This window comes from Nocardioides sp. P5_C9_2, from assembly GCF_054049555.1.
In genome coordinates this window covers 1-4,924 of the sequence record NZ_JBFUMD010000301.1, presented here as the reverse complement: position 1 = coordinate 4,924, position 4,924 = coordinate 1, and the positions used below count along the sequence as shown (strand labels likewise).

The following is a 4,924-nucleotide window of genomic DNA, read 5'->3' as shown; positions in this document are numbered from 1 at the left end:
GCACCGTGGAGGCGAACTCGGCGTAGCAGAGCGCCGCGAGCGCACAGGCCATGCCGGCGATGGCGAAGGAGATCGCGATGGCAGGACCGGCATTGGTGGCGGCCACCACGCCGGTGTAGACGAAGATGCCGGCACCGATGATGACGCCGACGCCGAAGATCGTCAGGTCGAGCGCACCGAGATTCTTCTTGAGCCGGTGCTCCGGCTCCTCGGTCTCCGCGATCGACTGCTCGACTGTCTTCGTCCGGAAGAGACTGCTCATCGTGGCAACCTACCCAGCCCGCAGGGCTACTGGCGAGTCATTCCACGCCGCGGCGTGGAGAGGCGGACCGACGCTCAGCTGCGGTGCGGGACGTCGACGGACATGCGACCGTCGTCGTGCGCCGTGACGTCCTCGACGATGCCGCGTGCGATGGTCTGGGCGTCCAGGCCGATGCGGGCCAGGATCACGTCGCGCTTGGCGTGGTCGAGGAACTCCTGCGGGATGCCGTGCAGGCGGAAGGGCGTGGTCACGCCGGCGTCGTTGAGGGTCTGGAGCAGCGTGGCCCCGCAGCCCCCCACGCGCCCGTTGTCCTCCACGCTCACGACGAGGCGGTGCTGGCGGGCCAGCTCGACGATCGCCGGGTCGACCGGCTTGACCCAGCGGGGGTCGACGACCGTCACGCCGATGCCCTGGGCGGTGAGTCGCTCCGCGACGTCGACCGCGACKGTGCACATGGAGCCGACGGCCACGACCAGCACGTCCTGCGCGCCGGTGCGCACGAGCACGTCGGCGCCGCCGGCCCTGCCGATCGTGTCGATGTCCTCGGGCGGCGGTCCCTTGGGGAAGCGCACCACGGTCGGGGCGTCGGAGACGTCGACAGCCTCGTCGAGCAGCTCGCGGAGCCGGGTGACGTCTCGGGGCGCGGCCAGCCGCAGGCCGGGCACCACCTGGAGGATCGACATGTCCCACATGCCGTTGTGGCTGGCCCCGTCGTCGCCGGTCACGCCGGAGCGGTCCAGCACGAAGGTGACCCCGCACCGGTGCAGGGCACAGTCCATGAGGATCTGGTCGAACGCACGGTTGAGGAAGGTCGCGTAGACGGCGAAGACCGGGTGCAGGCCACCCATGGCCAGGCCGGCCGCCGACGTGGTGGCGTGCTGCTCSGCGATGCCGACGTCGAAGGTGCGCTCGGGGAACCTCGCGGCGAAGGTGTCGAGCCCGACCGGGTGCATCATCGCGGCGGTGATGGCGACGACGTCCTTGCGGCGCTCCCCGACGTGGACGATCGCGTCGGAGAAGTGGTCGGTCCAGATGCGTCCCTTGGGCTTCTCCGCGCCGGTCTGGACGTCGAAGGGGCCGGGCGCGTGGAACTGGTCGGCCTCGTGGCGCTCCGCGGGGTCGTAGCCGTAGCCCTTGCGGGTGATCGCGTGCACGATGACGGGTCCGCCGAAGCGCTTCGCCCGGCCGAGCGCGTTCTCCATCGCCGCCCGGTCGTGGCCGTCGATCGGGCCGACGTACTTCAGGCCGAGGTCCTCGAAGAGGCCCTGGGGCGCCAGCGCGTCCTTCATCCCCTTCTTGACCGCGTGCAGGGCGTCGTACGCCGCGTGCCCGATGCCGGGCACGGCGTTGAGGCGGCGCTTGACGACCTCGAGGAGGCGTTCGTACTGCGGGTCGGTGCGCAGCGTGGTGAGCGCGGTGGCGAGCCCGCCGATGGTGGGCGTGTAGGAGCGACCGTTGTCGTTGACCACGATGACGAGGCGGCTCTGCGGGTTGATGGCGATGTTGTTGAGCGCCTCCCAGGCCATGCCGCCGGTGAGGGCGCCGTCGCCGATGACCGCGACGACGTGGCGGTCCTGGCCCTGGATGGCGTAGGCCTTGGCGAGGCCGTCGGCATAGGAGAGGGCGGTCGAGGCGTGCGAGTTCTCCACGATGTCGTGGTCGGACTCGGCCTGGCTGGGGTAGCCGCTGACGCCACCCTCCTTGCGGAGCGTGCCGAAGGCCTCGCGCCGCCCGGTGACCAGCTTGTGCACGTAGGACTGGTGGCCGGTGTCGAAGACGACGCGGTCGTGGGGGCTCTCGAAGACCCGGTGGATGGCGAGCGTCAGCTCGACGACGCCGAGGTTGGGGCCGAGGTGGCCGCTGTTGGTGGCCACCGTCCGGATCATCAGGTCCCGGATCTCCGCTGCCAGCTCCGTGAGCTGGTCGTCGTTGAGTCCGCGCAGGTCCTGCGGGGACGTGATCGACTCGAGTTGACCCATGGCGGGGAGTCTATGCGGCCCCTTCAGGGCAGGTCGTAGACGGCCACCGCCGGCTCGTGGAGGCTCCCCATCCAGACCCGTCCCTCGTGCTCCCGCACGCCGGTGACCATGTGGTAGCCGGGGACGTGCAGGTCGATGTCGTGGACCAGCGTGCCCACGTCGTCGTACGCCTGGACCCGGATCGTCTGCCGGGGCTTGGGCTGCAGACGCCCGGGGATCCGGGTGACCGCCCTGCGGACGGGCAGCGGCGCCCTCTGGAGCCGCTCGACGAGGGGATCCAGCGGGCTGGCGATGGTCACCCACACCAGCCCGTCGCTCCCGCGGGCGATGTTGTCGGGATAGCCGGGCAGGTCCCCCACCAGCAGGTCCCGCTCGCCGGCCCGCGGACCCTGGATCCAGTGGCGTACGACGGTCCGCGCACCGGTCTCGGCGACGGCGACGTAGCGCTCGTCGAGGCTCAGGGCCACGCCGTTGGCGAAGGCGAGCCCGTCGAGCACGACCGTGACCGCGCCGCCAGGGTCGCGGCGCAGCAGGCGACCGGTGCGGGTGTCCTGGACGAAGTCGTCCTTCCACTGCTCGACGCCGTACAAGGTGGAGGAGTCGCTGAACCAGATGGTGCCGTCGGCGGCGATCGCCGCGTTGTTGCAGAAGCGCATGACGACGCCGTCGACGTGGTTGAGGAGGCTCTCGACGGAGCCGTCCTGCGGGTGCACCACCAGGAGCCCACGGTGGGCGTCGCACACCAGCAGGGCGCCGTCGGGGAAGAGCTCGAGACCGAGCGGGCGACCACCGGTGCGGGCGACCCGCTCGACCTGCTGCCCGTCGGGGGCGAGCCGGAAGATCGAGCCGTCCTCGGTGCCGGTGTAGACGGCCTCGTCCGGGGTGACGACGACGTCCTCGGCTCCGTGGCCGGGGACCGGGTGCACGGTGAAGGTCATCTGGTCTCCTGTGGTGCCCGGTCAGCACCGGGTCGGTCGGTCAGGCTGTCGGTGAGGCGTCGGTAGAGGTCGGAGTCGAGGAAGGCCGGCACGATGTCGGCCGCCGCGCTGGACAGGTCGAGACCGCGGGCYCGCTGCGGCTCGACGAACACGATCCGGCGCCCCTCATTGCACTCGATGTCGCCGTCGGTGAGCCCGGTCGCGGCGGCGAAGACCTGCATCCGGTCGAACGTGCCGTACGCGTGCCGGTGGTCGACGACGAACTCGCCGTAGAGCTCGAGCTCGCCGGGTGCCAGGTGGACCCCGGTCTCCTCGCCCAGCTCGCGCCGGGCGCCGGGCTCGAAGTCCTCGCCGGGGTCGAGGTGGCCGCCGGGCAGTCCCCACTTCTCGGGGTCGATGCGCGGGTGCTCGTCGCGCTCCTGGAGCAGCAGCCAGCCGCGCCGGTCCACGAGGAGCACCCCCGCGAAGAGGTGCTGGGAGTCGCCGGCCGTGGCGTCGCGCCACTGCAGGACCCGCGGCAGGACGAGTCTCGCAGCCTGGTGCAGGTCCAGCTCGGGGAACGTCGCGGGGTCGACGAAGACGAGCTGGCGCCCCTCGCCACGGACCACGTCGTCGTCGGTCACGTCCATGCGTACGACGAAGAGCTCGAACTCGTCCTCGCCCCCGCACGAGTCGCTGTGGAAGCGGGTGGTCCCGAGGGACTCGAGCCGGTCGGCTTCGACGCGGAGTCCGGTCTCCTCCTCGAGCTCACGCACGGCGGCGGCGAGGAAGTCCTCACCCGGCTCCAGGTCCCCTCCCGGCAGGCCCCACCGCTCGGGATCGTGCGGGGCGTGCTCGTCGCGCTCCTGCATCAGGACCCAGCCCCGGTGGTCGAGGACCGCGACGTCGGCGAAGGTGTGCACGTCGGTGACCCTAGCCAGCGGTCGCGTCGTCGTGCCCGACCTGGGGCATGACAGGCCGGTGGCCGCCGCGGCACCATGGACCATGGCTACCCGGGGGACGTGGGCGCTCCGAACGGGCCGCGCGTCCGTGACACTGACCGCGCTCGCCGCCTTCGTGGCGATCGTCGCGGGCACCGCGGTGGCGTTGCTGGGCTTCGTGTTCCCCGCGCTGGGCGACGACGCGGCCGCGGGGTCCGAGCGGCCGCCGTCGGGGGTCGAGCAGGTCGCGGAGCTGCCGGTGGTCCCCACGGTGCTGGTGGTCGTCGCGCTGCTCCTGGCCGTCGTGTCGGCCGCCCTGGTGCTGGTCGGGCCGCGCCCAGCCCCGGTGGTGTGGCGCTGCGTCCTGCTGGTCGCCGGTCCGTTGGTGGTGCTGGTCGGCGCCGAGCTGGTGCCCCACGTCGTGTCGCCGTGCTGGGCCGGTGAGGTACCCGGGATCTGCGCGGCCGACGGGCAGGGCGGCTTCGACTACCCCGCGACCGTGCACCCGTTCGGGCACGCGCTGCTGGGCTGGGTGCCGCTGACGCTGCTCTACGTGTGGTGCCTGCGCCTGTGGCTGCCCCGGGTGGTGCCCGGCTGGGTGCCGGGTGAGGCGCTAGAGCCGCGCGACGTACCGGCGTCCTCGTAGGGCCTCCTCGACGAGACCCACGGCCCGGCGTGTCGACTGGAGGCGCGCGTCGTCGAGCTGGAAGGTCTGCACGGCCGCCTCGACGACTTCTAGGGTCGCCACGTCCTTGAGGTCGGCCCGGATCTGGCTGAGGCCACGCCGGCAGGCGGCCTGCTGTGCCTCGACGTGCAGGACGGCGA

5 protein-coding genes and 1 pseudogene are annotated in these 4,924 nt (G+C 72.0%); 1 reads left to right on the top strand and 5 read right to left on the bottom strand.

Features of this window, described 5'->3' with window-relative positions; genetic code table 11:
- The 4 genes and pseudogenes from ACXJKL_RS14490 to ACXJKL_RS14475 form a co-directional block, all read right to left on the bottom strand.
- Positions 1-262, bottom strand: a pseudogene (locus ACXJKL_RS14490) (amino acid permease); the annotation flags it as partial.
- Between the two features lie 74 nt (positions 263-336).
- Positions 337-2,241 (bottom strand): 1-deoxy-D-xylulose-5-phosphate synthase, encoded by a 1,905-nt coding sequence (gene dxs, locus ACXJKL_RS14485; RefSeq protein ID WP_457207748.1) that lies wholly within the window; start codon positions 2,239-2,241, stop codon positions 337-339.
- Between the two features lie 23 nt (positions 2,242-2,264).
- Complete coding sequence (locus tag ACXJKL_RS14480) at positions 2,265-3,179, bottom strand: SMP-30/gluconolactonase/LRE family protein (protein ID WP_457207747.1); 915 nt, start codon at positions 3,177-3,179, stop codon at positions 2,265-2,267.
- On the bottom strand, positions 3,176-4,081 hold the full coding sequence (locus tag ACXJKL_RS14475; protein WP_457207746.1) for an NUDIX domain-containing protein: 906 nt from the start codon (positions 4,079-4,081) through the stop codon (positions 3,176-3,178). The genes ACXJKL_RS14480 and ACXJKL_RS14475 overlap by 4 nt, the downstream gene beginning before the upstream one ends.
- A gap of 127 nt (positions 4,082-4,208) precedes the next feature.
- On the opposite strand from ACXJKL_RS14475, the gene ACXJKL_RS14470 reads away from it, so the two are divergent.
- Complete coding sequence (locus ACXJKL_RS14470; protein WP_457207745.1) at positions 4,209-4,745, top strand: hypothetical protein; 537 nt, start codon at positions 4,209-4,211, stop codon at positions 4,743-4,745.
- Here the strand turns inward: ACXJKL_RS14470 and ACXJKL_RS14465 are convergent.
- Positions 4,713-4,924 (bottom strand): hypothetical protein (locus tag ACXJKL_RS14465; protein ID WP_457207744.1); only part of this gene is annotated, 212 nt, incomplete at its 5' end. The genes ACXJKL_RS14470 and ACXJKL_RS14465 overlap by 33 nt on opposite strands.